Annotated in this window: 21 protein-coding genes and 1 pseudogene; 17 read left to right on the forward strand and 5 right to left on the reverse strand. The window is 45.2% G+C overall.

Annotated features, from left to right (window positions below):
- Nucleotides 1-2 precede the first annotated feature (2 nt).
- The 6 genes from NLX67_RS09190 to NLX67_RS09215 all read left to right on the forward strand — a co-directional run bounded on the left by NLX67_RS09190 (nt 3) and on the right by NLX67_RS09215 (nt 5,591).
- Nucleotides 3-836: a cytochrome C assembly family protein gene (locus NLX67_RS09190; RefSeq protein WP_046178647.1), complete on the forward strand. Its 834-nt coding sequence runs from the start codon at nt 3-5 to the stop codon at nt 834-836.
- Nucleotides 837-870: 34 nt separating this feature from the next.
- Nucleotides 871-1,797, forward strand: coding sequence for a hydroxymethylbilane synthase (hemC, locus tag NLX67_RS09195; RefSeq protein ID WP_046178648.1), 927 nt, complete (start codon nt 871-873; stop codon nt 1,795-1,797).
- Nucleotides 1,794-2,549 carry a uroporphyrinogen-III synthase gene (locus NLX67_RS09200; protein WP_254311493.1) on the forward strand — a complete coding sequence of 252 codons (756 nt, stop codon included), beginning with the start codon at nt 1,794-1,796 and terminating at the stop codon, nt 2,547-2,549. Before hemC ends, NLX67_RS09200 begins: the two co-directional genes overlap by 4 nt.
- A 2-nt stretch (nt 2,550-2,551) precedes the next feature.
- On the forward strand, nt 2,552-3,532 hold the full coding sequence (gene hemB, locus NLX67_RS09205) for a porphobilinogen synthase (RefSeq protein WP_254311495.1): 981 nt from the start codon (nt 2,552-2,554) through the stop codon (nt 3,530-3,532).
- Between the two features lie 14 nt (nt 3,533-3,546).
- Nucleotides 3,547-4,836, forward strand: a complete 1,290-nt coding sequence (hemL, locus tag NLX67_RS09210) for a glutamate-1-semialdehyde 2,1-aminomutase (protein WP_046178651.1) — start codon at nt 3,547-3,549, stop codon at nt 4,834-4,836.
- 107 nt (nt 4,837-4,943) lie between these two features.
- Nucleotides 4,944-5,591, forward strand: a complete 648-nt coding sequence (locus NLX67_RS09215; RefSeq protein WP_254311496.1) for a hypothetical protein — start codon at nt 4,944-4,946, stop codon at nt 5,589-5,591.
- Here NLX67_RS09215 and NLX67_RS09220 read toward each other — a convergent pair.
- A complete protein-coding gene (locus tag NLX67_RS09220) occupies nt 5,551-5,733 on the reverse strand; it encodes a hypothetical protein (RefSeq protein WP_082091462.1) in 183 nt (60 codons plus the stop codon). The genes NLX67_RS09215 and NLX67_RS09220 overlap by 41 nt on opposite strands.
- Before the next feature lie 354 nt (nt 5,734-6,087).
- Between NLX67_RS09220 and NLX67_RS09225 the strand changes: the two genes are divergently transcribed.
- From NLX67_RS09225 to NLX67_RS09235, 3 genes are all read left to right on the forward strand, one after another.
- Nucleotides 6,088-8,730 (forward strand): valine--tRNA ligase, encoded by a 2,643-nt coding sequence (locus NLX67_RS09225; protein WP_254311580.1) that lies wholly within the window; start codon nt 6,088-6,090, stop codon nt 8,728-8,730.
- A gap of 61 nt (nt 8,731-8,791) precedes the next feature.
- Entirely contained in the window at nt 8,792-10,093 is a 1,302-nt protein-coding gene (locus tag NLX67_RS09230) for a bifunctional folylpolyglutamate synthase/dihydrofolate synthase (RefSeq protein ID WP_254311497.1), read from the forward strand.
- Nucleotides 10,094-10,150: 57 nt separating this feature from the next.
- Nucleotides 10,151-13,096, forward strand: a complete 2,946-nt coding sequence (locus NLX67_RS09235; RefSeq protein WP_254311499.1) for a vWA domain-containing protein — start codon at nt 10,151-10,153, stop codon at nt 13,094-13,096.
- 49 nt (nt 13,097-13,145) lie between these two features.
- Here the strand turns inward: NLX67_RS09235 and NLX67_RS09240 are convergent, their stop codons facing one another.
- The 4 genes and pseudogenes from NLX67_RS09240 to NLX67_RS23200 all read right to left on the reverse strand — a co-directional run.
- Entirely contained in the window at nt 13,146-15,431 is a 2,286-nt protein-coding gene (locus NLX67_RS09240) for a hypothetical protein (protein ID WP_254311500.1), read from the reverse strand.
- Nucleotides 15,431-16,075, reverse strand: a complete 645-nt coding sequence (locus NLX67_RS09245; protein WP_254311502.1) for a hypothetical protein — start codon at nt 16,073-16,075, stop codon at nt 15,431-15,433. The genes NLX67_RS09240 and NLX67_RS09245 overlap by 1 nt, the downstream gene beginning before the upstream one ends.
- On the reverse strand, nt 16,023-16,340 hold the full coding sequence (locus NLX67_RS09250; protein WP_254311503.1) for a hypothetical protein: 318 nt from the start codon (nt 16,338-16,340) through the stop codon (nt 16,023-16,025). Before NLX67_RS09250 ends, NLX67_RS09245 begins: the two co-directional genes overlap by 53 nt.
- A 123-nt stretch (nt 16,341-16,463) precedes the next feature.
- Nucleotides 16,464-16,547: pseudogene (locus NLX67_RS23200) on the reverse strand (prepilin-type N-terminal cleavage/methylation domain-containing protein); the annotation flags it as partial.
- A 120-nt stretch (nt 16,548-16,667) separates the two neighbouring features.
- Here NLX67_RS23200 and NLX67_RS09255 point away from each other — a divergent pair.
- From NLX67_RS09255 to NLX67_RS09290, 8 genes are all read left to right on the forward strand, one after another.
- Nucleotides 16,668-18,614 (forward strand): hypothetical protein, encoded by a 1,947-nt coding sequence (locus NLX67_RS09255; protein ID WP_254311505.1) that lies wholly within the window; start codon nt 16,668-16,670, stop codon nt 18,612-18,614.
- Complete coding sequence (locus NLX67_RS09260; protein WP_254311507.1) at nt 18,598-19,521, forward strand: PRC-barrel domain-containing protein; 924 nt, start codon at nt 18,598-18,600, stop codon at nt 19,519-19,521. The genes NLX67_RS09255 and NLX67_RS09260 overlap by 17 nt, the downstream gene beginning before the upstream one ends.
- A 4-nt stretch (nt 19,522-19,525) precedes the next feature.
- The gene (locus NLX67_RS23015; RefSeq protein WP_254311509.1) at nt 19,526-20,824 is read left to right on the forward strand and encodes a VanW family protein; all 1,299 of its coding nucleotides are present in this window, start codon (nt 19,526-19,528) and stop codon (nt 20,822-20,824) included.
- A gap of 14 nt (nt 20,825-20,838) precedes the next feature.
- On the forward strand, nt 20,839-22,494 hold the full coding sequence (locus NLX67_RS09270) for a GspE/PulE family protein (protein WP_046178661.1): 1,656 nt from the start codon (nt 20,839-20,841) through the stop codon (nt 22,492-22,494).
- Between the two features lie 6 nt (nt 22,495-22,500).
- Complete coding sequence (locus tag NLX67_RS09275) at nt 22,501-23,538, forward strand: type IV pilus twitching motility protein PilT (protein ID WP_046178662.1); 1,038 nt, start codon at nt 22,501-22,503, stop codon at nt 23,536-23,538.
- Between the two features lie 4 nt (nt 23,539-23,542).
- Nucleotides 23,543-24,757 carry a type II secretion system F family protein gene (locus NLX67_RS09280; protein ID WP_254311511.1) on the forward strand — a complete coding sequence of 405 codons (1,215 nt, stop codon included), beginning with the start codon at nt 23,543-23,545 and terminating at the stop codon, nt 24,755-24,757.
- Between the two features lie 123 nt (nt 24,758-24,880).
- The gene (locus NLX67_RS22950; RefSeq protein WP_305882026.1) at nt 24,881-25,357 is read left to right on the forward strand and encodes a prepilin-type N-terminal cleavage/methylation domain-containing protein; all 477 of its coding nucleotides are present in this window, start codon (nt 24,881-24,883) and stop codon (nt 25,355-25,357) included.
- Nucleotides 25,354-26,097: a prepilin peptidase gene (locus NLX67_RS09290; RefSeq protein WP_254311512.1), complete on the forward strand. Its 744-nt coding sequence runs from the start codon at nt 25,354-25,356 to the stop codon at nt 26,095-26,097. The genes NLX67_RS22950 and NLX67_RS09290 overlap by 4 nt, the downstream gene beginning before the upstream one ends.
- Nucleotides 26,098-26,111: the final 14 nt, after the last annotated feature.

Here is a 26,111-nt window from a genome sequence, read left to right on the forward strand (position 1 = left end):
CGATGTTGGAGCAGGGAATGACACGTCTTCATGAACTTATGATTATTTTATACGCAGTAAGCGTACTGCTTTATTTTCTTGATTTTGTTCAAAAAAACCAGAGGGCGAACAAAATCGCCTTCTGGATTTTAACGATTGTTTGGAGCCTTCAAACAATTTTTTTATGCCTGTACATGTACAACACAGGCAGGTTTCCGGTCCTGACCCTTTTTGAAGGCCTTTATTTTTATGCATGGGTGCTTATTACGTTTTCACTTGTGCTAAACAAACTGCTCCGGATGGATTTTACCGTGTTTTTTACAAATGTGATCGGATTTATGATCATGACAATTCATACGTTTGCACCTGTACAAGTGGAATCGCAGGCGGCGGCAGAAAAGCTCATATCGGAATTATTGCTTTTGCACATTACGATCGCCATTTTATCATACGGGGCCTTTTCCCTGTCGTTTATTTTTTCGGCGCTTTACGTGCTGCAGTACCGGCTCTTAAAAACGAAAAAGTGGAACGAGCGGCTTTGGCGTCTGGGGGATCTCGGAAAGCTTGAGAAGCTGTCAGTCATTTTAAATGCGATGGGTGTGCCGCTTCTATTGCTCAGCCTGATCCTTGGACTTGTCTGGAAAACAATTAAATTGCCGGACGTCAGCTGGTTTGATTTGAAAATTATTACGTCTTTTGTTTTACTGTTTGTATATAGTGCTTTTTTGTACGTGAAAGTACGAAAGGGTGTATCGGGAAAAACACTTGCTTATATGAACACAGCAGCATTTCTCATCATCTTAATGAACTTTTTCCTCGGAAGCCGGCTGTCCACATTCCATTTCTGGTATTCGTGACACCGGCTTTCGGGCTGTTATGGAGGGAATCATTTTGCGGAAAATTATTGTCGGATCAAGAAGAAGCCGTCTGGCGCTGACACAGACCAATCAGGTCATTGACCAGCTAAAAGTGCTATCACCAGGAACGGAATTTGAAGTAAAAGAAATCGTTACAAAGGGCGACCGTATTTTAGATGTCACGTTATCAAAAGTCGGCGGGAAAGGCTTGTTTGTCAAAGAAATTGAACAGGCAATGTTTGACGGTGAGATTGACATGGCGGTCCACAGCATGAAAGACATGCCAGCTGTCCTGCCGGAAGGACTTGTTATTGGTGCGGTGCCGGAGCGTGAAGACCATCGTGATGCATTTATTTCGAATGGACATGTGAAGTTCCGTGACTTGCCGGCAGGTTCTGTCATCGGAACAAGCAGCCTTCGTCGTGGCGCACAGCTGTTGGCGGCAAGACCAGATCTTGAAATCAAATGGATTCGCGGCAATATTGATACGCGGCTGACGAAGCTTGAAAATGGAGAATATGATGCGATTATTTTAGCGGCAGCAGGTCTTGCGCGTATGGGCTGGTCATCAAATATTGTCACCGAATTTTTGGATGATGAATTGTCGGTATCCGCTGTTGGACAAGGGGCATTGGCGATTGAGTGCCGCGCGGATGATGCGGAATTACTGGCCCTTCTTGATCAATTTACGTGTAAAAACACCAAACGGACCGTTACAGCGGAACGTGCTTTTTTAAGCGCGGTTGATGGAGGCTGCCAAGTGCCGGTCGCAGGCTTCGCGGCGGTCACAGGTGAAGAGGTCTCTTTAACGGCGCTCGTTGCTTCGCCGGACGGGAAAACGATTTTAAAAGAAACCGTTTCGGGAGCAGATGCCGAGCAGGTTGGGCTGGAAGCTGCACGATTGTTGAAATTACGCGGTGCTGTGGAACTGATCGAAGCGGCGAGAGCGGCATCAGAATGAAGCCACTGGCTGATAAACGAATCGTTGTGACGCGTCCTGCGGGACAGGCAGCACCGTTTATTGGTAAAATAGAAAAAGCGGGCGGCACAGCATACGCAGTGCCGCTTATCGCGTTCCGGCAGTTTGATGATGAGCAGGACGAGGCGATCCTGAGCAGCCTGCATACATATGATTGGATTTTGTTTACAAGCAAAAATGGTGTTGATTTTTTTATGCAAAAAGCGGGGCATCTTTTGGATGGAATCGAGGCGAAGTGGGCTGCAATCGGCACTCAAACGGCGAAAGCAATGGCATCTTATGGACTGCCAGTTTCTTATATGCCGGCACGTTTTTCCGCGGATGATCTAGCGGAAGAAATAAAAAAAGGTCTTTTTCTGCCCGAGAAAGTACTGATTCCAAAAGGTAATCTGGCCCGCAGTTTGATCAGGGATACAATCCGCCAAACAGGTAAACGAGCCGATGACTGGACTGTATACGAAACCTATTTTCCGAAAGAAGAGCAGGCGAACTTATTAAAGCTGATCCGAACGGAAAAGATGGATATGTTTACATTCACAAGTCCATCCGCTGTAAGGCATTTTATGAAGACGCTTCAGGAAGCGGGAGAACCGCTCCCGGATGCGGACTACGGTGTGATCGGACCGGTGACAGAAAAAGAAGCATTATCTTTTGGCATGCCGATTTCGGTTTGTCCAGCGGAATTTACAATTGATGCACTTGTAAGCGAAATAAGCGAATTTTATAAGGAGTGATCATGATGGAATTGAATTTTGACAGACACCGCCGTTTGCGCCAGACAGCGAATATGCGTGCGCTTGTGCGGGAAACACAGCTTCAGGTGAATGATTTTATTTATCCGCTTTTTGTGGCGGAAGGAGAAGGAATCCGTAATGAAGTACCATCGATGCCGGGTGTATTCCAGCTGTCGATTGACCAGTTAAAAGAAGAACTGGATGAAGTGGTCGGTCTCGGTATTAAATCAGTCATTTTATTCGGCTTGCCCGATGTGAAGGATGCGGTCGGAACCGGTGCGTATCACAATCATGGCATCGTCCAGCAGGCGACTCGCTATATAAAAGGCCAGTATCCGGATCTTGTTGTGATCGCCGATACGTGTTTATGTGAATATACGGATCATGGCCATTGCGGTGTGATTGAGGGAAGTACTGTTTTAAACGATCCATCGCTTGATTTACTGGCAAAAACAGCGGTCAGCCAGGCAGAAGCCGGGGCAGATATCATTGCCCCATCAAACATGATGGACGGGTTTGTGGCGGCGATCCGGAAAGGGCTGGATGAAGCAGGTTATACAGAAGTGCCGATTATGTCATATGCCGTCAAATACTCATCTGCTTATTACGGTCCATTCCGTGATGCGGCTGATTCTACCCCTCAGTTTGGCGACCGGAAAACATATCAGATGGACCCGGCGAATCGCCGTGAAGCAATACGGGAAGCACGTGCGGATATCGAGCAAGGGGCAGACTTTTTAATCGTTAAGCCGGCTTTGTCTTATTTGGATATTGTCCGGGATGTGCGCAATGAATTTGCCGCGCCGGTCGTTGCGTATAACGTAAGTGGTGAATATGCGATGGTGAAAGCGGCCGCATTGAACGGCTGGGTAGATGAAAAAGCGATTGTGCTTGAAACGTTAACAAGCATGAAGCGCGCGGGTGCCGACTTAATTATGACGTATCATGCAAAAGATGCGGCACGCTGGCTGAACGAACAATAAGAGGAGGCGTTTTCATGCGTTCATTCGAAAAATCAAAAGCAGCTTTTAAAGAAGCCGTCCAAATGATGCCGGGCGGCGTAAACAGTCCGGTTCGTGCGTTTAAATCGGTAAACATCGATCCGATTTTTATGGAGCGGGGCAAAGGCTCGAAAATTTACGATATTGACGGAAATGAATACATCGACTATGTGCTGTCATGGGGGCCGCTTATTTTAGGCCATTCGAACGACCAGGTCGTGGAAGCGTTGAAAAAAAGCGCGGAAACAGGTACGAGCTTTGGGGCCTCGACACTCTTAGAAAATGAAATGGCCAAGCTTGTTATTGAGCGCGTTCCATCGATTGAAGTTGTCCGGATGGTGTCGAGCGGAACGGAAGCGACGATGAGCGCACTTCGCCTCGCTCGCGGTTATACTGGCCGTGACAAGATTTTGAAATTTGAAGGGTGCTACCATGGTCATGGGGACTCGCTGCTGATTAAAGCGGGTTCTGGTGTGGCGACGCTTGGTTTGCCGGACAGCCCTGGTGTACCGGAAAGCGTCGCGAAAAATACGATTACCGTTCCATATAATGATTTAGAGAGTGTTCGTTTCGCGTTTGAACAATTTGGTGATGATATTGCGTGCGTAATTGTGGAGCCGGTTGCAGGCAATATGGGGGTTGTCCCCCCGCAGCAGGGCTTTTTGGAAGGGCTGCGTGAAGTGACAGAACAAAATGGCTCACTGCTTATTTTTGATGAAGTCATGACTGGCTTCCGCGTCGGCTACAACTGTGCGCAAGGCCACTTCGGGGTCACGCCGGACTTGACGTGTCTTGGCAAAGTGATCGGCGGCGGTCTTCCTGTTGGTGCGTATGGCGGGAAAGCAGAAATTATGAATAACATTGCACCGGCTGGTTCTATTTATCAAGCAGGCACCTTGTCCGGCAACCCAATGGCAATGGCTGCTGGGCTCGAAACGCTGCGCCAATTGACGCCTGCTTCTTATGAAGAATTTACACGCAAAGCAGATCTCCTTGAAAAAGGTTTTACGGACGCAGCCGGCAAGCACGGCATTCCGATTACATTTAATCGTGCAGGTTCGATGATTGGATTTTTCTTCCACGAAGGACCGGTTCAAAATTATGATGATGCAAAAAATTCTGATCTTGACTTGTTCGCGGACTATTTCCGTGAAATGGCGCTTGAAGGCATCTTTTTGCCGCCATCTCAGTTTGAAGGCTTATTCCTTTCAACGGCTCATTCCGATGAAGATATAAACAAAACGATTGAAGCGGCTGAAAAAGCATTCAGCCGTTTAAAAAAATAATATTTTGGTGTCAGTCCCCCATTGCGTTAAACCGTTGTGGGGACTGACACTTTTTTTCATGTTTCTTCTCTTTGGCGCATACACTAGCGCGAAAGGGAGGGGTGTGCATGGAGGAGTTATTTTTTGTTTCCATTCAGGAGGATGTTGTATTTCCGGAAGGGGAAGAAGTGGATGAGCTGCTGTCCATTTCGCTTGACCCGCAGGTAACGATTAAGGATTCTGTTATACAGGGATCGATTGAGATAACAGGCGAGTACCGGATAAACAGTATATCCGGGATTGAAGAAGATTCGGCCCGTCAATTTTTCCGTCACATTCCGGTACAGGGAGTGCTGCCGCCAGATCAGCGGGCTGCGGCTGCGGCGGATATTCAAATTCATACGTTTGATTACAAAATAGAAAAACCGGACCGTCTCATACTGGAGGCGGAATTGGCTGTTGCTGTGTCAGCTATTGCAATTGAGCATAATGAAGTGGCTGTAATGACTGCAACCGAGGAAATCGATAATGAAACAGAAGAAACAATTATCCTCGGTGAAATAGAGGAAAACAGCAGTGAAACAGAAGAAGAGACTGTCGATGATGAAACCGAGGAAGCCGCTGTTCAAGTTCAAAAACGAACGGAAGATGATTCTTCCATTTTCAGCTGGCTTGAAGAGCGGCCTGGACAAAAGGCAAAATGGCGTTTTCAAGTTTCATCCGGGAATGTGGAGCTTATAGCCACTCAAGATGAAGAGCTGCCGCAAGAAGAATAAGAAGAGATAAAAGAATAACATCAAACGTTGTCGGCAAAAAAATCGTGCGCAGCCCTTGAAAGCAGCAAAGGGGGATAATCATCCGGCAGCACATAAAACGGCAGTGCCGGAGCCAAGGCGGCCACCGGTCGTAATGGCGCATCACAGGGAACACATCCTTTTTTCATATCATATGAATTGCGTGAAAAACATGTGCGCGAGGTTGACGTACAGAAGCATTTTCGGCTAAGATAATGGTATTGAAAAGAAACGTGTGGACCTGGAAAAGGTGGTACCGCAAGCAGCCTCTTCGTCCTTTTCAGGCGGCGGGGCTTTTTTTATTTTTTATTGATGTCCAGCTCCAGGCGCCATCAGCTTGAGGGCTCACAGGATGTGAGTCACAAAGGCGTTGCGGACGACGCCGCGATTTTAGCCTTTGTTCTAATGACAAATCGTCTTATGCTGGTCGCTGAAAGATGTGCGCCTTGCGCTTTTCTATACCAAGGAGGAAGAAATGATGTCACAACAAGAAACAACAATGCCGACGAAATACGATCCGCAGGCGATCGAACAAGGCCGATACGACTGGTGGACAGCCGGTAAATTTTTTGAAGCGAAAAGTGATGAATCCAAAACGCCATATACGATTGTTATTCCGCCCCCAAATGTGACAGGGAAACTTCATCTTGGGCATGCATGGGATACGACGCTGCAGGACATTTTAACACGTATGAAGCGTATGCAAGGCTATGACGTGCTATGGCTTCCTGGCATGGATCATGCCGGTATTGCAACGCAGGCAAAAGTAGAGCAGAAATTAAAAGAAGAAGGCACAACACGCTACGACCTCGGCCGTGAAAAATTTCTTGAAGAATCATGGAAATGGAAAGAAGAATATGCCGGACATATTCGCGCACAATGGGCAAAGCTTGGTCTGGGCCTTGACTACAGCCGTGAGCGTTTTACATTGGATGAAGGGCTATCCAAAGCTGTCCGTGAAGTGTTCGTCAAGCTCTATGAAAAAGAGTTGATTTACCGCGGTGAATACATTATAAACTGGGACCCGTCCACAAAAACGGCTCTTTCTGATATTGAAGTGATTTACAAGGACGTGCAGGGCGCGTTTTATCATATGAAATATCCGCTCCAAGATGGTTCCGGCTTTATTGAAGTCGCGACGACCCGCCCGGAAACGATGCTTGGTGATACAGCAGTAGCCGTTCATCCGGATGACGATCGCTACAAGCATTTGATCGGCAAAAACGTTGTGCTGCCGATCACCGGCCGTGTGATTCCAATTGTCGGGGATGATTATGTCGATCAGGAATTTGGAAGCGGTGCGGTGAAAATCACGCCTGCCCACGATCCGAATGACTTTGAAATCGGGAACCGTCACGATCTGCCGCGCATTCTTGTTATGAACGAAGACGGCACAATGAACGCGGAAGCTGGTACATACAATGGAATGGACCGTTTTGACTGCCGCAAGCAAATTGTCAAAGATCTTCAGGAAGCAGGCGTCCTGTTTAAAATTGAAGAGCATCTGCATTCAGTCGGCCACTCGGAGCGCAGCGGCGCCGTTGTGGAGCCGTATTTGTCCACACAATGGTTTGTAAAAATGGAGCCGCTCGCGGAGTCAGCTGTTGAGCTTCAAAAAACAGACGACAAAGTCAACTTCGTGCCGGACCGTTTTGAAAAAACATATTTGCACTGGATGGACAACATTCGCGACTGGTGTATTTCGCGCCAGCTTTGGTGGGGTCACCGTATTCCGGCCTGGTATCATAAAGAAACAGGCGAAGTGTACGTTGGACATGAAGCACCTCAAGATGCGGAAAACTGGGAGCAGGATAACGATGTGCTTGATACGTGGTTCTCATCTGCCCTATGGCCGTTTTCCACAATGGGCTGGCCGGATGCCGATTCTGCTGAATTCAAGCGCTATTACCCAACAGCAGCACTCGTTACCGGGTATGACATCATTTTCTTCTGGGTATCCCGCATGATCTTCCAGGGGCTTGAATTTACCGGTGAACGTCCGTTTGATGACGTATTGATTCACGGTCTTGTCCGTGATGCGGAAGGACGCAAAATGTCCAAATCACTCGGCAACGGTGTGGATCCGATGGAAGTCATTGATCAGTACGGCGCTGATTCACTCCGCTATTTCCTTGCAACGGGCAGTTCACCGGGACAGGACTTGCGCTACACGACCGAAAAAGTCGAGGCAACATGGAACTTTGCTAATAAAATTTGGAATGCGTCCCGCTTTGCCCTCATGAATATGGACGGCATGACGTACGCTCAAATTGATTTGACCGGCAAAAAGTCGGTGGCGGACGAGTGGATTTTAACCCGCCTCAATGAAACAATCGACAGTGTAACCAATCTGTCTGCGAAATATGAATTCGGTGAAGTCGGCCGGACATTGTACAACTTTATCTGGGACGATTTTTGTGACTGGTATATTGAAATGGCGAAGCTGCCATTGTACGGTGAAGACGAGCAGGCGAAGCAAATGACCCGCTCCGTTCTTGCTTATGTGCTTGATAACACGATGCGGCTTTTGCATCCATTTATGCCGTTCATTACAGAAGAAATTTGGCAAAACCTGCCGCACGAAGGTACAACCATTGTGGAAGCGTCTTGGCCAAAAGCAGATCCTTCTCTAACAAACAAGGAAGCGGCAGCTGACATGAAGCTGCTCGTGGACATTATCCGGGCGGTTCGCAACATTCGGGCGGAAGTCAACACGCCAATGAGCAAAAAAGTGCCGCTCGTCTTGAAAGCAAAAGACGAATCGGTGCTGGCAACATTGACAGACAACCGCTACTATATCGAACGATTCTGCAACCCGGACGAGCTTGTGATCGAGATAAATCCGGCGGCGCCGGAAAAAGCGATGACTGCTGTTGTGACAGGAGCAGAGCTGTTTATGCCGCTCGCAGGTCTTCTCAATATTGATGAAGAAATTGCCCGTCTCCAAAAAGAAAAAACAAAATGGCAGTCTGAAGTGGACCGCGTCCTGAAGAAACTCGCCAATGAGCGGTTTATGTCAAAAGCACCTCAGAAGGTTGTTGAGGAAGAACGTGCTAAAGAAACAGATTACCGTGAAAAGCTGGCAGCTGTTGAAGCACGTATCGAGGATTTAAAGAATTAAGCGAAAAAGACGAACCGTCACCTAGGCGGGTTCGTCTTTTTCGTACATAAGGAGAATTAGAATGAACAACTATGAAGAAGCACTTGCGTGGATACACGGACGCCTCCGCACCGGCATTAAGCCGGGCCTTGAACGAATGAACTATATGATGGAACGCCTCGATCATCCGGAGCGGCGCTTAAAAACTGTCCATATCGGTGGAACGAATGGAAAAGGCTCAACCACGGCGATGCTTAGATCTATTTTAACGGAGGCAGGTTTTGAAACTGGAACGTTTACATCGCCGTATATTGAGCAATTCAATGAGCGAATCAGTGTGAACGGCACGCCAATATCAGACGAAGAAATCACGCTTCTTGCCGGGAAAATCAAAATGATTGCGGACGAAATGGAAGACATGGAAATCGGCGGTCCAAGTGAATTTGAAATTATTACCGCCATGGCCTTTTACTACTTTGCTTATGTGCATCCGGTCGACATTGTCCTGTTTGAGGTCGGTCTCGGCGGCCGTCTGGACTCGACGAATATCGTCCATCCGGTGCTGTCGATTATTACAACGATTGGCATGGATCACCTCCAATTTCTCGGCGATACGATTGAAGAGATCGCCAGTGAAAAAGCAGGTATCATAAAAAGCGGTGTTCCAGTACTGACAGCAGTTCATCAGCCGGAAGCGCTCGCTGTCATCGCTAAAACGGCAAAAGAAAAAAAGGCAGCTTTATATCAACACGGACGCGATTTTACCGGGGTGTGGACCGCTTCAACAAAAAAGGGTGAACAGTTTGATTTCACATCCGCCTATCGTACAAGTTCGTCGCTCCAAACAGGTCTCGCTGGGCTTCATCAAGTGCAAAATGCTGCGACAGCTGTTATGGCAGCTGACTTTTTACGCGTGTATTATTCGTTTTTAATCGAAGACAAACATGTGGAAAATGGGCTTCAAAAAGCTGTTTGGCCAGGGCGCTTTGAAACACTGTCTGAATCTCCGCTTATTATTGCGGATGGCGCCCATAATGAAGAAGGTGTTACCGCACTTGTGAAGACGATTGGCCAGCGCTTTCCGGACAAAAACATCACTGTGCTGTTTGCCGCGATGAAAGACAAGCCGCTGGATCGGATGATTGCCATGCTGAAAGAAACCGCAGACCATCTGTACCTTGCACCCTTTAATTTCCCGCGTGCCGCACGCGTTGAACACTATGAACAATTTACATCCGAAACAGTTCAAATTGTTCAAGGCTACCAATCTATGATTCAATCATTCCAACAGAATGCCTCAAAACAGGACGTTCTAATCATTACCGGGTCGCTTTACTTTATTTCTAGCGTGAAAAAAGGCACGAAAACAATTCTTTCCAAATGAGGATAGGGTATATATAATAGTAAGAAAGAATGCCTCCAAGGAAAAGGCTGGTGCGTGATGAAAAAAAATGTAGTTAATGTCATCTTATTTATTATGGTCGTTTTATTAATAATGCCGCATGGTGCAATTCAAACGGAAGCAGCGGGAAATGACATCGGTGTTTCTATGACCGCTTCTCCCTCTCAATCTATCGTTGTAAAACCGGTAGACAGCAATGCCCAGGCCCGGATTGATATGAAAATGACACCGTTCGGGAAATACGATCAGCTTGCACGTAAACCGGTGGATGTCGTTTTTATTTTTGATACGTCTGGATCAATGAATGAATCAGGCAATCGTCCTCAGAAGTTTCAAAGTGCAAAAGATGCGATGTACAAAGCGCTGGATTATTTTAAACAGAATGCAGGACCGAATGACCGGTTTGCCTTTATCCCTTTTAACACTACAGTAGACACCAATAATGTAGTTCAGTTAACTAAAAAATCAGATGCAACTTTCAGTATGATAAGAAGTAAAGTATCTAACGTCTATGCGCTGGGCGGGACAAATTATCGTGACCCGATGGAATTAGCACAACAGATGCTAAATGGCTCAGCAAATGATAAGAATATTATCTTTATGACAGATGGTCATTTAACAGCTTCAAATGAGATAGTTGAATATGAATCAAAGTGTGTAAAATACCGGTGGGGTGGTTGTGAAGAGCGTGAATATGACTATTCCAAACCGATTAAAGAAGCGGTTCATTTTTACGAGAATGGCGTTTTTGTGCAATACAATAATTCAAATGGATACTATCTCTCAGGTATTTATGACGAAAATAACAATTTTCGATTAGCAAATAATAAATCTGCGCGTCTTTCATTAATCCAATACATTAAAGATCGTGCTAAAAAAACAGCACAGCAAATAGGCAGCAACCAAACTAAAATGTATTCTATCGGGTTTGGAAACAACCAAACCGAGCTTGATCAAGGTTATTTAGAAGAGTTATCTTCGGTTACCGGTGCATATGCAAGCAGGGCATCGGAGGGTAATGTCGACAAAATCTTCCTTGATATTGCCGAATCGATCAGCAAGCAAAAGCTTGACGCCGAAGTTACCATTGACTTAGCCAAGTTTGGCGGCAAAGTAACGGTCGCTGAAGGAGCCAACGCTGCAGTGGACGGCACAAAAGTAACAATGCGTAAATCATTTGAATATGAATACTTGCAAAATGCGCCTGCACCTGTTGATTTAACGCTGCCGCTTGAGTTTAGTGCAGTGGGAACATACACGTTTGATAATATTAACCTAACATACAAACGTCCGGATGGTTCTACAGCCTCTGTCACGATTCCGTCTGTTACGATTCAAGTTGCTGCGGAAGCGCCGCCGGCCATTAACGGCAGTATGGTGTTAAAAGGGGAATCAGAAGCCAACCCTGTTAACAACTTGATTAAGCAGGCAGGGGCAAAAACAAATTATTTCAGCGCTGAATACAGCTTGAGACCGAATGGGCTGAGCAACAGCACCGTTAGAGGTACGTTAAACAACATTAAGCTCATTCAGCCGCTGCCGGATGGGATTAGTCTTGACGACGAATCAGCGTCTAATGTGCAGGTTCGACCTAGCGCCAACGGTGGAAAAGAAGCCGTCATTACGTTAAATCAAACCATTTCGTACGCAAATGGAGCTTTTACGCCGGCATCTTTTACTGCATCATTGAAATTAAAAGCGGATTGGGCGCTTAACAATGTAACGATGCCGCAAGCCCGCGTAGAATACCAGGATACACGGTTTAATCAAACATACAGTTCTTCGATCCCGTCTGCTTCAGAGCGGATCACAAGCAAAGTACGTCTGGATGACGGAAACAATTATTACTACGATGGTTATGCGAACGGCACCATTAAAAAGGTCGAGAAGTCAACGGGCAAAACCGTTGCGGAAACAACCTTCCCGAATGATTATGGCTTATTGCCAAAACCGGTAAAAGACATTGTTTTCACGGGCGCAGACAAAAAAGCCATCACAATTACGTATTCGGATAACACAACCGCCACATTATACTTTACTGCTGATATCGGCTTGACAGGTGTAACTAGCAAAAACATGATTGCGAATGGATCAACCGTTTATGAAAATGTCGATGCCAAGCTTTCACAGCTTGTAGCAGGCGAAGGTGTTCGTTATGAATACCGTATCAGCACACAAGAAGGTGTGGCGTGGAAAATAAGCGAGTGGATATCGCTCGGAAAAGATCAAAGTGTTCCATTGACAACACTAGGCACAAATAAAATTGAGGTAAGATCATTCGGCGGCTTCTCACTCAGCAGTGAAGAAATCGTTTCAAAACAAGTGACAATCCAGAAAAAGGCAGAACGGATTGAAATTTGGTCAACGGGCGATAACCCGCAAAAAATTGACCAGATTTCTGTAGCCGAAGGATCAGCTGTCGAATTTGAAGTGAAAGTATTCCCTGAAGACGCGACGGACCCGTCATGGAAAGTAGATGTGACAAGCGGCGGGGAATTTGCCGGAGCGCAGAAAAAGTCAGATAAGAAAGAAGAAATGATCGGAACAGTCTTCGGCGTGAAAGAAGGAGCGTCCGAGTTCACCGTAACATCCAACAGCAATCCGGGTGCTAAGATTACAATTCCAGTCACTGTAACATCGGACTTCGTTCAACTTGAAGGTGTGGCGTTTGATCAAGCCAAGTACACGAATAAACAAAATGAGCTGGTTGACAACTTGCTGGACATAACGCCGTCGGATGCAACAGAACCTGATGTAACCAATGTGGAAGCGGCAACTGACGGGGTTGTCACCATTACAGAAGATGCGAATGGAGACTGGTACATCGAGTCTGATGAATCGGGCAAAGGCTATACGGATGTTACCGCGACGGTCACACAGGAGCAGCCGGATGGAAGCACAGTCACGAAACAAGCAACGGCTGTGTTTGAAACCGGCAGTGACAACGGAGGCGAATCAGCCGACAGCATCGATGGAAGATGGTAATAAAACAAAGAATCCCTGGGGAACTGTCCCGGGGATTCTTTGTTGTCCATTATTCCAATGTCAGCTGGTCGCTGTATACTGACAAATACTTCACTCTCGGCAAGTAATCAAGCTGGCCAAGCAGAATATTCCGGTTGTAATTGATGATAAACCGTGAGTAATGGTCTGTTTGCTGAGCAGCCCCAGGAACAGCGCTTGTAATATCGTAGCCATTTGTGTCCCCCCGTACAGCGTTAATAACAAAATCGCCTTTCGCAAACAAGCCGCCATCTACAAAAAACAGAGAGCCTACGCCGTACAATTCAGCGGCTGCTGTTTTTGGAAGGGATGCTTCTACATCTTTGTCCGTGTAAAAAAATCCTTTCAGTGGCTGCACATTACGGTTTGAATCTTCTTCCGGCACGTACGGCCCTTCTTCAGGTTCGTCGCTGTCTTCAAAGTTCTGAAACTCATTAATTCGAGTGATCAGTAGCGAACCACCTGATAACGAAACAAGCTGTCCATCGTTCCAGCCGCGGATGGACAAATTAGAGATTTTCGTTTCACCTCGCGCATACATCGTACCGTTAATCGAAAAAAGGTCGTTTTCTGCCTGTCCATCTTGCTCAACGCCGCCTTGAATCGTCAAGTTCTCCTCCGTAAACAGTGCACCGTCAAAATAAATATGATCATCTTCTATACTGTCTTCTTTTTTACTATCTTTTGCATAAAGGTTAATATTACTCTGAGAAAGAATGAGCCCTTCGATCGCCGCTTTATTTGTCAAATCAAGCGTAATCGAACCGGCCGCTTCCAAATGGTTTTTTAATTCAAAATTCCCGTCAGACGTGATTTTTACGTTGCCTAAACTATAAACTGTGTTGACACTATTGGCAGCCGCCGCCGGAAAATCAATAGATAAATCGCCTTTATTATCAACGAGTAAATTTTTGCCCGTTTGTAAAGGAGCTGAAATCTTTATTTTCCCGTTCCCATTTGTGATAAAGGCATCTTCCTGGCTGTACATAGAACCTAAATTCATATTGCCACTTTCATTTTTAATCGTAATCGCCAGTTCATCATACAGTTTGGCAGTTTTTGTATTGATTGTTCCTGTTTTATTTTCGAGTGTTAGCCCGCTGTCAGAGACGATGTTTTTGTTTAATGTAACCGTCCCGCTGCCTTCATTAACAATATTCAAAACACCGCCGGAAACAGAGATGTTTTCTATGGTTAACGTGTCTTGTGCATAAATGGTTAAAGATCCTTTTACATTTATATTTTTGATTAAGGTGCCAATTGGTCTTACAACGGCGTTTCCGACATAGTTTACGTTAGAAATATTTGGTTGTTTGCTGGCGTATTCTGATAATGTCTGGGGGACTAGTTTCATTATGCCGCCGACGACCGAGTTAACGAGTGGAATGCCGCTTTGCACTGTTAGATTTATGGCTCCGTTGTCTAGCGCAGTGGCTGGAGGCACAATGGTTTCTCCTTCAGCAGAATTGCGATTCTCTTTATACGCCTGATTAAATTCAATCGACTGGTACTGGCTGTCATTTTTCAGCATCGGCACTTTTTCGTAATAAAAGTTTTCAGGAACGAGCTCTTTGGTTAAAGCGGTCGGATCAAAATTCCAATCTGTATAGAGGTCAGGTGTTCCTACATATAAGTCCCCTGAGATGGAAGGCATGGGTGTTTCACTATCAAGTTCTCTTCCTGTTGACGTATTATAATAAGCGTTTTTGTCAATGGATAATTTATTGGCAAAAATATTTCCTTCAAGGTGAGGGGAGCCATTAAGCGTCAATGTTCCTTTTTCAGAGCCGAGCGCGTATTTTAAAAAGCTTGGCAAGGGTGAGATGATCAGTTCTTTTTTGGCTGTCCGTGAAACAACAGCCGACCCGTCCGGCTCGTTCGCGGTAATGGATACTTCAAGCACCCGGGTGAGGGACTCTGCTTTATTAATCGGATAGTTATCAGTAACATCATGGACATCTATCGTGACAATGGCTTCGTTTTCAGCTTTTAATGTGTTACTAATCTCGGTTTTCGTTCCTTCTAGCAGAATGTCAATATTTGAAGGAGTAACTGGCTCAAGGTTAACTGACCCTTCATCTGACGTTTTAAATAACTCAAATCTGTCACTTCTCAAAGCGTCTGACAACTCAGCGCTGTACGAATCAATCGATTTGACCGCTTCGTATGTTACATCTACATCTGCTACACGAACGGTTGTGCGTTTTGCTCCGCCAATAGTGGATGCAACGACGGCGAGGCCGATCGTTGATATAACAACCGTGACCAACAGAACAAACAGCAGCGCATTTCCTTTTTCATTACGTAAGGGGTTCATTAAAATCCAAACCTACTTTCCAATTGCATAGTTTCCACGGTCCGGTCATTTTGTAAGTTGAAAACAAGCTCAATCGTTCCGCTTTGGCAGGAAGAGGACGCTGTTTCAGATGTGCAGGTAACACGAAAAATCGGTTTACCATCTGGATTCTCGATGAAACCGGATGGAACCTCCAGCGTTTCAGTACCGTCATTGTCAGTGCCGGATTTTTGAATTTTAATTTGCCTACCTTCAATAAAGATCTTTTTTGTTTCGGTTTCGGCGCCTTTGTCCTCTTGAATAGGGTCATAATAGGAATCAGGACTGTCACTGTCCTTATTTTGATTTTCCACTTCGTTGAAGGCTGCTTCCATACTGTTGATAATGGTGACGCAGGAGCCGTCCAGACAGCTGGTAACTTCGTCAAAAGGAGTCGAGTAAAACTCATTCATAATCCGAGTTGTCACATAATCGGCGTCTTCCCGAAACTGGGTTTCAGCAGTTTGTTTTGTGAAAATTTTCTGCCCGGTGACAAGTGTACTCGTTAAAACCGGTGCTATGATCGCCATGATCGCGATGACAGCGAGAACCTCCATTAAGCTTATGCCGCGCTCATCGCATATCCTCGCTTTTAATCGTGCCATCCAGCTCCACTTCCGGTTCATTTTCTTTCCACCTCACTTTCACCTCAATCGGAACGTAATATTTTTTAGTTTCTTCATCAGCAACATTCTTTGAGGAAACCGTAACATCGTAAGAGCCGCCGTTTACTTCAATATTTTCGCATTTTGCTTCGTCTACATTGTTTGACTCTGGATTCGTGGGCTCAAGCGTATATACAAGAATATCGGCGTCGTCTTCAGAGGGACACATTTTTAGCCACTTTTCAGTTGTAGGATTATTGGAGTATTCATAAAATTCATGCCGCATTTCGACAAAGGGCTCCTTTTCCATAAACATCAAAGCGTTCCGGGCCACATTTAATGCAACCGTTCTGCTTTCATTTGACGCGTTAAAAGTCCCAGCCTGAAAAAAGAAACTAGTGACGGACAGCAGAATTATACTTAATATAGTAAGAGATAACAAAAGTTCGAGTAAAGTGACACCTGCTTGACAATTTTTTATCTTTTTCGTCACGTTCTTCTTTCCTTTCTTTGCAATTACGTAACTTTATTATACAATATTTCTATTGTATAGCATTTCTTATGTGAAAATTTTGTAATTATTCTACTACATTAGTAATAGTGAGGGTTGTTAATGACGAAAACAGTCATGATGTTTATTGGATTTTTACTTATTTTGCCTATTTTACCGTGGCTGCCGCTCGGGATTTCATTGAAAGGAAAATTAATTATTGCACTTGAAAGTTTTGCGATCGCTGGCGCCATCATGATGACAATCGCTTATCTCCCATTATGGCAAGGTGTTCTGATCGGCCTTCTCATCTTTATAATGGTCGGCTACTTAACGTTGAAATACGGACTTCCGGTTTGGTCTGCAGAAGCAATACATCTAGAAGAAACAGAAGACAAGGAAACGGATTTTAACGGCCAGACAATAAAACGGCTGCAGCTGCCATTTTTCAAGAAAAACGTGTCTGCCCCCCCAGAACAGATGTTGATACATACAGATGAAAAAAACAAAGGGAAGCCGGATTCTTTCGAAAAAAAGCAAGACGGCAGTGTAGAGAACAGCCAAGGGATCGATACCGTTTCTGCTGCTGATCATGCCGCCGCTCCAAGTGCAGAAAAGGTACCTGTGGAGGACGTAGGTAAAGAAGTGGCCTTTAATCATGAACAGGATGACCCGGATGTTCTTAAAGAATTGACGTGGTCAAATGAGGCAGCTGATCGTGGAGAAATCACTGATCCGAAACGAGAGGATGAGCCTGAAAGCGACCTTGAGGAACTCGACTTGCTATTCAGTCATGCAAATGCAGAAGATAAGCATGAGGCAGAAGAAGCAGAAACAGAGCCGGTCGACGAAAATAAGGATGATTGGCTGGAAGTATTAAGCGAAGCCGGCGAAAAAGAAACGACAGTGAATAATTCTGAAACCCTGTATGAAGTGGATGAAAAGGCCACATACTTACAAAAATTGTTTTCAGAGGAATCTGCTTCTTTGGATGAGAAAGAAGCAATCGAATCCGAAAGCGTTGGTTTTGAAGAAACAAAAGAAAAAACAATTAATGAAACGCTGGAGGACAGCTCGGAAGAAATGGATGAGCTGGACGAGCGTTATTTAAACGATTTATTTAAAGAAGAGTTAGATTCAGAAACAGAAACGTCTTCCGAAGAAGAAGATTTGGAAACGATTAAAGAGCTTGAAGAAGATTTAGTTCTAGAATACGACGATTCCAATATCGAACAGTTGCCTGCTGATCCGGATGGACAAGAAAAGCTGAGTGAAACATCGGAAGAAAGTGAAGAGCTTCCACTTATTCAAAAAGATCGTGCCAGTGCAAATGCCTTGGATGAAACGTTGGAGGACAGCTCGGAAGAAATGGATGAGCTGGACGAACGTTATTTAAATGATTTATTTGAAGAAGAGTCGGCTTCAGGAACAGAAACGTCTTCTGAAGAAGAGTTGGAAGCCATTGAAGAGCCTGAAGACGTTTTCGTTCCAGAACAAGACGATTCCAACATCGAACAGCTGACTGCTAATCCGGATGGAGAAGAAAAGCTGAGCGAAACAACGGAGAAAAGTGGAGAGCTTCCATTCATTCAGAAAGATCATGACAGTGCAAATGCCTTTTTAGAAGAAGACATAGTGGAAAACGATAACGATGAAATAACATTGCCCCATGAGACAGTTGATAATGAGCCTGTGCCTCAAGAGAGTGAAAAGGAAGAAACAGAGCAAAAGCAAGAGCCGGAGCGGTCATTGTTATCGCCGGATTGGCTGCATATTATCGTTCAGGAAATTGCCATAAAGCAAAAAGTGCTGCCTTATTCAGAGGCAGAGGAGCTTATGCTAAGCTACTTAAAGGCGCCGCTTCATGACCGCGACTATTATGTTATTGCCCGAATGCTTCTGGCATTTTATGTAGCGAATGATGAACCGCTTCAGGCAATACGGTTTGCGGATCAGCTCATGATCCGTCTTCAAGCCTATTCGGTTCTTATAGAAGAAATTAAAAGTATTAAAGAGATGGTCACAAATCAAACAATGAAAACAGGTGAGAGAGATGAAGAAAAGCAGTGAAGTGCAAGGTCTCCCGATTATTAGCATTGCAGATGGTGTTGAAATCGGCCAGGCGAAATCACTTATTATCAATCCAGAAAAAAGAAGCATCGATTTTGTGACGATTGGCCACGAAGAGTGGGAGCAAGAAGGAAAAGCAATTCCATTTAACAAAATTATTGGGATTGGTGATTACGCTCTGACGATTGATCACGAAAGCAGTGTCATCGAAATGAATAATATTCCGGTTGCGAATGAATTACTAAACCGAAAAACAAAGATTGAACAAACACGCCTCATGACAAAAAAAGGGCAGCTGATCGGTCAGGCAGTTGAATATATGATTGATGATGAAACGGGCGAGATTGTGCAGCTGTTTGTTAAAGACAACGAAGGCTCGTTTATTGTAAACGGGCAATATGTCGTGACGTACGGCCGCGACTTAATTATTGTCAGTGAAGACGTTGTGAAAGAATCACTTGAAGAGGAAGCAGAAAAGCCGCATTTAGCTAACATTGAACCTGATAAGCAGAATGAAGAAAAAGAAAGAAATGCTGTATTGCCAGGAGAAAAACAAAGACAAGAGGCAGATAACGAGCTTTATTTAGTAGAAGGTAAACAAAATCCGGCTTTGGAAACAGCCGAATTGACGGATCAGGAGGCCCGTGCGGAGCATGTCTTAGAAGAAGCAGATGAACAGCTTGAAGAAAGTGAGTCACCAGAAGTCTCTTCTATTGACCGCTGGCTTCAACTAATCGATGATCAGCAAAGCAAGCTGTTAAATGGTAAAACCACGACAAAAGACATTGAATTAAACGGGGAAGTACTGATTCCGGCTGGAGCCGTTTTAAATGAAGAGCACATTCAAAAAGCCCGGTTGGCCGGTCCAGAGATTTTGGTTGAATTAAGCATGAACAGCGAGGCTTGATATCGTGGAAGATGTGGGACGCAACCAAAATATTATTGGGAAGTTGACACTATTATTATTGCTGCTGACGATTTATTTTTCATTATTTTCTTTTTATGGAGGCCGGCTGTTTGATCGAGTGTTTTTAGCGGATGCCGTCTTTGATGAGGAAACGACAATTGGTCCTGAAACAGTCGATGAAATGACAGACAGTGAAACGGCAAAACTCCTAAATGAAAAACTGGAAGCCTGGCAGGATCAAGCTGTCATTAAACTGAAATATGCGGAAAAAGAAGTGCAAATAAGCAACGGTCTCGTGAATTTTCAAGTAGAACAATCCGTTCAGGAAGCAGCAGATGGACAGCAAAATCCATTAATTGCTTCTGTTTCACCTGACCAGTTGAAGGAAGAGCTGGAACGAAAAATGCCAGCTCTTCAAACGGCCGAAAACGTGGACTTGGAAACAATGGCTGCAGACATTTCAGATATTGGTGACTATTTAAAAACAGGTGAGTCTGTGCTGGACGTCTCTCTTTATCTGCAAGAAGATCAAAAAACAGCCAAAATCGCTGAAGTGACAGCGGATGGAGTTGATGCCGCGACCGCAGATTTCATTAAAGCAAATCCAGCCATGGCTGTAAAAGGTGGGACATCCGTTTCGTTTAATAGCTGGGTTGAACCTGCAGGAGGAAAAATAAACGAAAAAAGTTTGAACATTCTTTCATCATCGTTATACAAGCTAATCCTGAAAACGAATTTTGATGTGATGGAAAAAAATCAAAGCACGGATCTCCCGGAATACATTGAACTTGGCTATGAAGCAAAAGTACAAAAAGAAAAGAAACAAGATTTTGTTTTTTTTAACCGTAATGATTATTCATATACGATCAATTGGACGGTAACAAATGGAAAATTATACGGTGTACTGACAGGTGTACCATTTTATTATACGTACGGAGCAGAATTGAAAAACAAAGAAACATTAAAAGCGAAAACGGTTTTGCATTTTAGCCCTTCCCTTGATTACGGGACGATGAGAGTCGAACAATTTGGGGAAAGCGGCATGATGATTGATGTATACCGGAATCGTCTGGAAGGGTCACAAAAAATCGACAGCGAACAAATCGCTGCCGATTTTTATCCGCCTGTTCATCAAATTGAGCTGTACAGCTCCCAAGAGCCGCCACCGCCCCCTGAACCAGAGGAAGAAGAAACATCCGCCGAAGAAACGGAAGAAGACGCACCTTCCACTGGGGAAGAGCAAACCCAACCTGATGAAGAAAATCAATCCGCCGGAGAAAACAGCACTGAAAATGGACAATAAAAAGGTGATGCGGAATGAAAACAAAGCGAAAACGGCTAGGTGATCTGCTGGTCGAGTCCGGTCTTATCACAGAAGAACAGCTGGCCGTTGCATTAAAAGAAAAAAAAGACAATCAAAAACTTGGCGACGCCCTTCTGGATAGAGGGTTCATTACCGAACAGCAGCTGATTGAAGTGCTGGAATTTCAGCTTGGCATTCCACACGTCAGCTTATACCGTTATCCTGTTGACATAAAGCTGCTTAGTCTTGTTTCAAAAGAAATGGCAAAAAAAAACTTAATCATCCCATTAAAAAAAGAAGAAAACCGATTGTTTGTCGCCATGGCCGATCCAATGGACTACTTTACGGTGGAAGATTTACGTCTTTCAACGGGGTTTCAAATTGAAACAGCGATTGCCGCTAAGCAGGATATTTTGCGTGCAGTCAACAAATATTACGATATTGACGATTCGCTGGAAGAGTTTATGCAGCAAAATACGCCCGAAACAGCTGAATCACAGGAAGCAGAAGAAGACTCACCCGTTGTCCGGCTTGTGAACCAGATCATGTCCCGGGCAATGACGGAAAAAGCGAGCGACATTCATATTGATCCGCATGAAACAAAAGTTGTCGTCCGCATGCGTGTCGATGGCGTGCTTCAGTTAGACCGGCAGCTTCCGAAATCAATGCTTGGCATGTTGACGGCACGAATTAAAATTATGGCCAATATGGACATTACCGAACATCGCATTCCACAGGATGGCCGGATCAAAACCAATATTGATTTTCGGCCGATCGACATTCGTATTTCAACGCTTCCGACGGTTTATGGGGAAAAAATCGTTATGCGGATACTGGATTTAAGCAGTTCATTGAATGATATGAAGCAGCTTGGCTTTAATAAAGTGAATTTAAAAAGAATGGACACTTTGCTTGAGCGTCCAAATGGCATTGTGTTGATTACCGGTCCGACTGGCTCTGGTAAATCATCGACGCTTTATGCAGGCTTAAATCAGCTGAATAGTGAAGAAGTAAACATTATTACGGTTGAGGATCCTGTTGAATATCAGCTTGAAGGAGTCAATCAGATTCAGGTGAATCCAAATGTCGGACTGACGTTTGCGGCAGGACTCCGTTCGATTTTGCGGCAGGATCCAAATGTCATTATGGTTGGGGAAATCCGGGATAAGGAAACAGCTGAGATTGCGATCCGCGCTTCTTTAACCGGACACCTTGTGCTCAGTACACTGCATACAAATGATTCAATCAGCAGCATTACACGTCTTATTGATATGGGAGTCGAGCCGTTCCTCGTCGCTTCGTCTTTAAGTGGCATCGTGGCCCAGCGTCTTATCCGTAAAGTGTGCCGCGATTGCAGACACGAAGAACCGGCTACTGAACGGGAAAAAGAGATCTTTGGAAAACGCGGACTGAAAATTGAGACAATCAACCGGGGAAAAGGCTGTGCCTCCTGTAATATGACCGGCTATAAAGGCCGTGTAGCGATTCATGAAGTCCTTACCGTTACAGAAGAAATGAAACGGCTTATTTTGAACAATGAACCGCTGTCGAAATTAAAACAAATGGCCATGAGGGACAAAACCATTTTTCTGCTCGACGATGGTCTCTTAAAAATAAAACAAGGCATCACGACGACAGAAGAAGTGCTTCGTGCCGTGCTGATGGAGTAGAAAAATATGAGAGAAAAGCTAGAATTTATTTTGCATTCTGCTTTTGAATTGAAAGCATCTGATATTCATTTGACTGTCGGAACGGCGCCGGTATTTCGTATAAATGGTGATTTAAAGCGATATGGAAAAGAACCGCTGAAGCCGGCTGACACAGAAGCGATGGCAAAAGCAATTGTACCGGAACATATGTGGGAAAAGTTTAAAGAAGATGGCGAACTCGACTTTTCGTTCGGGCTGCCGCGTGTCTCCCGTTTTCGTGTGAATGCGTATCATCAACGCAATTGTATCGCACTTGCTTTTCGGGTTATTGCTTCGGGGATTCCGACATTAGAAGATCTTCATATGCCGGATATATTAAAAAAAGTGTCAGAACGCCCGCATGGACTGGTTCTCGTGACCGGTCCGACCGGAAGCGGAAAATCAACAACGCTTGCCAGTATGATTGATTATTTGAACCGTAATACGAGAAAGCACATTATTACGCTCGAAGACCCGATTGAGTATTTGCACAAGCATGGAAAGTGCGTCATTGACCAACGGGAAGTCGGGTACGATACACAGACGTTCGCCAATGGGTTGCGGGCCGCTCTCCGTCAGGACCCGGACGTTATTCTCGTCGGAGAGATGCGGGACCTTGAAACTATTCAGACCGCCATTACAGCGGCAGAGACGGGACACCTTGTTTTTGCGACGCTTCATACATCCAGCGCGCCGGCCACAATTGAACGGATCATTGATGTGTTCCCGGCTGAACAGCAGCCACAGATCCGGACGCAGCTTGCAACGGTTTTAACAGCCGTTATCGCCCAGCGGCTGTTCCCGACAGCGGATTTAAAAGGCAGACGGGCAGCCTTGGAAATTATGCTGAACAATTCAGCGGTGGCCAATTTAATCCGCTCAGAAAAAGTCCATCAAATTGTCAATGTCATGCAGACGTCCAAAGCGCAGGGCATGCAGCTGATGGCGGATCATGCGCAGGAATTGTTCCGTCAAGAAGTCGTTTCAAAAGCTGCGCTTCTTCCTTATTTAAGAGAAAGGGAGTAACGAAATGGCTAAATTCGTTTACACAGGCAGAGATCGGCGCGGACCGAAAAAAGGCACGTTAACCGCCAATTCAAAAAAAGAAGCGATTGAAAAACTGCAGAAAAGTGGCATTCGGGTAAAAGAAATCGAACAAAAGCCGGAAACGTTTTTGGAGCAGGATATCGTTATTGGCCGTGCTGTGCGGCTTGAGCATATGGTTATCTTTTTGCGCCAGTTTGCCGCACTGCTTCAAGCCGGGGTAACGGTTGTCGATTCTGCTTTTATTTTGTCTCAGCAGACCGACAGCAAGCCGCTCAAGCGGGCCTTAACCAATATGGAAGTGGAGATGAGGGAAGGCCGTCCGTTATCGGATGCAGCGGCGAAGCAAAAGAAAATTTTTGAACCGCTTGTGATCAATATGCTGAAAGCAGGAGAGGCGACTGGGACGCTGGATCAAACGTTTAACGATTTGGCCAATCATTATGAGCGGCAGCACCGGACCCGCCAAAAAGTGATATCGGCACTTGCTTATCCGGTCGTTGTCGGCATCGTGGCGGTATTTGTGGTCATCTTTTTGCTTGTGTCGGTTGTGCCGACATTTGTCGGGATGTTTGAGGACTTTGGCGGAGAGCTGCCGGCGATTACCCAATTTGTTATTAACGCCAGTGAGTGGATGCAGCGGTTTTGGTACGTGATTGCTATTATTGCAGGATTGGCTGTCGGTGCTTTATGGATGCTGCGACAACGACCAGAGACAAAGTTGTATGTGGATTATGCTATTTTACGTATGCCGATCTTCGGGAATTTAATGCAAAAAGCCGTGCTTGCCCGCATGACGCGGACGCTCAGCTCCTTATTCTCCAATTCCGTGCCGATTTTGCGGGCGATGGACATTACCGGTGAAGTCGTTGAAAACGAAGTGATTGCAAGCGTCATAAGGGAGTCAAGAAAATCACTCGAACGCGGAGAATCCATTACCGGTCCGATGCAGCGTCACTGGGCATTTCCGCCGCTGCTGCATCAAATGATTGCCATCGGGGAAGAAACGGGGTCATTGGATCAAATGCTGTCAAAAGTTGCCGATTTTTATGAAGCAGAGGTCGAAACCGTCACCGACCGGCTGAAAGCGCTCATCGAACCATTAATGATCGTTCTTCTTGCGGCCATTGTCGGGACTATCGTCATATCGATCATGGTGCCGATGTTCGAAATATTCAACACTGTGCAGGAAAGCGGCTAATATAACGAATATTTGAGATTTATTTCCTAGTAATATATTGATTTTTTTGTCAAATGTCAGTAAGATACTAGTGTTAGTGTCAAATTACCGCAGTTTCTGCAAAAAGAGAGAGGAGAATGAAACATGTTAAACGTATTAAAACGCCGCATGAAAAATGAAAAAGGCTTAACGTTAATTGAATTGCTTGCTGTTGTCGTTATTTTAGGTATTATTGCTGCGATTGCCATTCCAGCTATTGGAGGGTTGATTGATAACTCGAAGAAAGACGCGCATATTGCGAATGCAACGCAGATGGTTAATTCAACCAAAACATATGTAGCTAGTAATCCTTCATCTTTAACTTTCGATGCCAGCGGAGTGGCAAAGGTAACCTTACAGGATTTAATGAATCAAGGCATGATTGATGAGCCAGAAGATCCAGATACAGGAGAAAAAGGGACAGGTAAAGGCTATGAACCAGATACTTCACAAGTTGTCATTACAAAAACTTCAGAGGATGGAAAAGCAGCGTCCTATGAATACAAAGTTGCCCTTACTGGAAAAGAACGTGCAATAGGGAGTACAACACTAGATGATTTGGATCGCGACGACGTTAAATGATCCATCTGATCGTCTTCCTCTATGGCCTCCTGCTCGGCTCGTTTTATAACGTGGTCGGGCTCCGGGTGCCGACCGGGAAGTCGATTGTAAAGCCGCGCAGCGCCTGTTCGCTGTGCGGACATCAATTGACCGCACGGGACTTGGTGCCGGTTTTGTCGTACATAGCCTTAAAAGGACGCTGCCGCAAATGCGGGGCGAAAATATCGATGATGTATCCTGTAACAGAGCTGCTCACAGCGCTGTTATTTTTGTATTCCTACCTATTATATGGATTTAGTGCGCCGTTTTGGACGGCGATTTTACTGTTTTCGATGCTGATGATTCTCGTTGTGGCGGATTTTGCTTATATGCTCATTCCGGATAAAATCATCTTGTTTTTCCTGCCATTGTTTATCATTATGCGGTTCACCCAGCCGCTTGACCCGTGGTGGGATGCGCTGCTCGGTGCCGCTGTCGGTTTCGGCTTGCTTTTGCTGATCGCAGTTGTTTCGAACGGCGGAATGGGCGGTGGAGATATAAAGTTGTTTGGAGTGCTCGGTTTTGTCCTTGGCACAAAGCTTGTGCTGTTAACATTTTTGCTCGCTTGTTTTTTCGGCGCAGTAATTGGGCTTGCCCTGATGGCTGCCGGTATAGTAAAGCGAGGGAAACCTATGCCGTTTGGGCCGTATATTGCGCTGGCAGCGGTGGTCGCGTACACACATGGCAATGACATGATCCGCTGGTATCTTCAGTTTTTTTAAGAAGGAGAAGAGGG

It is taken from the genome of Domibacillus sp. A3M-37 (genome assembly GCF_024213455.1).
Classification (GTDB): Bacteria; Bacillota; Bacilli; order Bacillales; family Domibacillaceae; genus Domibacillus; species Domibacillus tundrae.